The 2,885-nt window shown below is 62.2% G+C and carries 4 protein-coding genes; 2 read left to right on the forward strand and 2 right to left on the reverse strand.

All coding sequences use genetic code 11. The features are described 5' to 3' along the window. A partial coding sequence (locus G6027_RS18470) for a hypothetical protein (protein WP_206682503.1) occupies nucleotides 1–288 on the forward strand: 288 nt, incomplete at its 5' end. 866 nt (nucleotides 289–1,154) lie between these two features. Here G6027_RS18470 and G6027_RS15990 read toward each other — a convergent pair. Continuing rightward, entirely contained in the window at nucleotides 1,155–1,352 is a 198-nt protein-coding gene (locus tag G6027_RS15990) for a hypothetical protein (RefSeq protein ID WP_182638027.1), read from the reverse strand. A 72-nt stretch (nucleotides 1,353–1,424) separates the two neighbouring features. Further along, on the reverse strand, nucleotides 1,425–1,973 hold the full coding sequence (locus tag G6027_RS15995) for a hypothetical protein (RefSeq protein WP_182638028.1): 549 nt from the start codon (nucleotides 1,971–1,973) through the stop codon (nucleotides 1,425–1,427). Nucleotides 1,974–2,239: 266 nt separating this feature from the next. On the opposite strand from G6027_RS15995, the gene G6027_RS16000 reads away from it, so the two are divergent. Beyond that, nucleotides 2,240–2,731 (forward strand): hypothetical protein, encoded by a 492-nt coding sequence (locus tag G6027_RS16000; RefSeq protein WP_182638029.1) that lies wholly within the window; start codon nucleotides 2,240–2,242, stop codon nucleotides 2,729–2,731. The last annotated feature ends 154 nt before the right edge of the window (nucleotides 2,732–2,885 follow it).

Genomic DNA, 2,885 nt, shown 5'->3' on the forward strand with positions numbered 1-2,885 from the left:
CCCACACTCAGATGCGAAGAGCCGCATTCGCCCGGCTGCGGAGACCCTTTGGCCATTGGGGAAGAAGACCTGATTTGGCTCGGGGGGTCAGTTACAGACGACTACTTCGATTTATACGAGCAGGCATACGAGACCGCCTCGAGTGGACGGGACGAGGGATTTTCGATCCGGGGAAGATGGGTCGGAAGATTCATCACGCACCCGGACGAGGGCGAGTACAAGGCGGAGTTCTACGCGCCTACGGAGTTCAAGCGTCCCGGATTCAGCAGCGTCGACTGGGCCGACTAGGCCGCCGCGAGCCGCCTGGCTGTCTAAGTCTCAAGATCCCCTCTTGAGGTGTCTCGTTTGACGATCCCCCAACGCAATGCTCGCGAACCGGTCCAACGACACCACGGTGTGCGCTCGCTCCCGTTGTAGATGCACGTAGCGCAGAAAGCGAGCGCGCATCTGAGGTGTCTGCGACGCCTTCGCGCAACAGGGAGTGGGACGGCAGCCTGTGGCTGTCAGAAATCTGACGCATGTGAAGGTCTGACGTCTAGGTAATAGAACCTCGCCTCTGTTCGTACTACCACTGGGCCGCTGGGAATCGTACTGACTATCGTGGCTGTCTATGGGACAGAGACTGGGGCGGTTCGCAGCCGCGACATCGGCATCTGCGGGAGCGTTAATCCTGATGAGCTGCGCAACCCAATCCGATGCGCCGGCAACCTTCGCCGCCACGGTGACTGTCACCGGCGAGGCAGACCAAGCTTCGGCCGACTCCGGGGTGTGCACCTTTGGAGCGACTCGCCTAGCGCCGAACGACGAAGTAGGCCTCTACGGCGAAGGGCCAGCTGCAATCACCAAGTCGACATTGGAAGCCGAGTCCATCGATGAGCACCCGGACGGTACGGGCGTATGCACGTACAAGGCCCACTTTGATGCCGTCCCCGCGAACCAAAGAAGCTATGAACTACTCGTAGGCAACGACTTCGTCGAGAAGTCCTTCACGTCTGGCGAGCTCCAGAACGGTGCCACCTACGTCGTGCCTAGCTCCGCACCCTGAAGGGGCAGTAGCGATCGGTTAGCTACGACCCGACCCCTACCGCGCGGGTTCGAACATGGTCGGATCAAATCACTGTCGGCACTCGTGGCGACCTGCTCAAAATCGTGTCCTAGAAAACTACAGTTTTCTGCGACAGTCGCAAGCCGAGGAACGCGATCGCTCCGCAGATCGACAGCACCGCAGAGACCGCGGCCGCGGTTCGTCTGGCGCCTTGCCCGGTCGCCTTGAAGGAAACCCAGACGATGAATGCCCAGAGCACGAGCGACAGGGCTACCGGGGGCAGAAGCGGAACAAGGAACGCCTCCACCGCTACTTCCTGGTCGTCGCACAGTGCGCGGTCGGGACACGGACCACAGCGTCATCCCGGTGCCGGCCGTGTTCAGTCGTCGCGATGTCGGTGCATTCGAAAGATTGAGTACGCCACCGCGAACTCGGCCAGGCCCGCTAGTACCTTTTTCAACGGGGGACGCGGTTGTGGCGGCGGTGCGGGAGCGGGGCCGGGCCACGGGTCAGGGAGCCGTGAGACGAAGCCGGGCGGCGCCACGCCTGCCCGCAACTGCTCGGGGGTTCGGGGGAGGTCCTCGCCGAACTGCACAGTCGGATCCCAATGGATGATCGAACGGTCGACCTGCGCGGAAGATTCAAAGCTGCGGCTGCCCCCCGGTTCGAACATCTCCACCAACGGGACTACAAACAGGTTGCCGACTGACTCTTCGCGATCCCAGTCGTCGTCGATAACGTCTCCAATCAGCAATCCGGGCGTACGGTCTGGCCACGGCTCGTAGACGCAGATCACGGTAGAGCCGATGTAGCCCGAGAGATGCAGCCGAGCTTCGCGGGTGCCCATCATTCGAGCCCAGGTCCGGAACTCATCGACGAACACGTCCGCCACATGGTCCATGCGGTCAGTTCGATCATCTTCCGGCATGCGCCGAGCCTAACCACGAGACCGTGACCTCGCGGGAGAGAGAACGGCGCTCGTCGGCTTCGCAGTTCGCGGACCACTTCCGATCTATGCTCCCCCCCCCCAATCAAGAGGGCAAAGCGACCGTTCCAGTTCTTTGGTTCTGGGACGAGGCGCTTGCTGGGCATTCTTGGTTGTTGGCAGCTGCCGTTCAATGGCTCAAGCGCTGGTACCGATGTCTCGTCTCGTCACGGGGAACTGGGCAGTTCACGGCCCGTACCCTGTTATTGATGGACGATGGTTCGAAGGTTCGGCACCCAAAGGTACGCGCCAGATGGGCGTGGCTCGGAAGTGGGATAGGCGCGGTCGCCCTCCTTGTCACAGGCGTGTCGGTCGTTCCCCAGGTCGTCGATAGCGACCCCTGCGACCGGGCCCTGCCATTCGCCACTGACCTCGGACTGCAGCTGTCCAGCGACGACGAAGTCGTCTCTTGCGACTGGCATACGAGCTTTCCGGACTCTTCCGGGACCGTCATGGTGAGGACTGCATCCGACGCCACCAGAAAGGCGTTACTGGAGCGATCTGGGGTCAGCGAGGAAATTTATCGATGGGCAGTGAGCGTGGACGACGGCCCGGCCCGCGAAGAAGTCCATCGCCCAAACCTCCAGCGCAGCGAGCAGGTCTACGAAGCAACCGCCCCCAATGGCCACCAGCTCAGAATTAGTTACGACGAGGGCATTGAATCCGGTCTTCTGCTCGCCGTGTCGGCTCTTGAGACGTAACCTCCGCTTCACCTCAACCCGCCAGGGCTATTGCAGGATCGGCTCGCCAACAGCACTTACAACCCCTCGCGCTGAAGTGCGCGGTACAGCGTGGACCGCCCGACCCCGAGCTCGCGGGCGATCGCTGACGGCCCCTCCCCCGCCTCGATGCGGG

Source organism: Dietzia sp. SLG310A2-38A2, from assembly GCF_014145095.1.
Classification (GTDB): Bacteria; Actinomycetota; Actinomycetes; order Mycobacteriales; family Mycobacteriaceae; genus Dietzia.

Excerpts from the sequence above, each read along its gene's own strand:
- G6027_RS15995 (WP_182638028.1), bottom strand. The coding sequence starts at position 1,973 with ATGCCGGAAGATGATCGAACTGACCGCATGGACCATGTGGCGGACGTG.
- G6027_RS16000 (WP_182638029.1), top strand. The coding sequence starts at position 2,240 with ATGGACGATGGTTCGAAGGTTCGGCACCCAAAGGTACGCGCCAGATGG.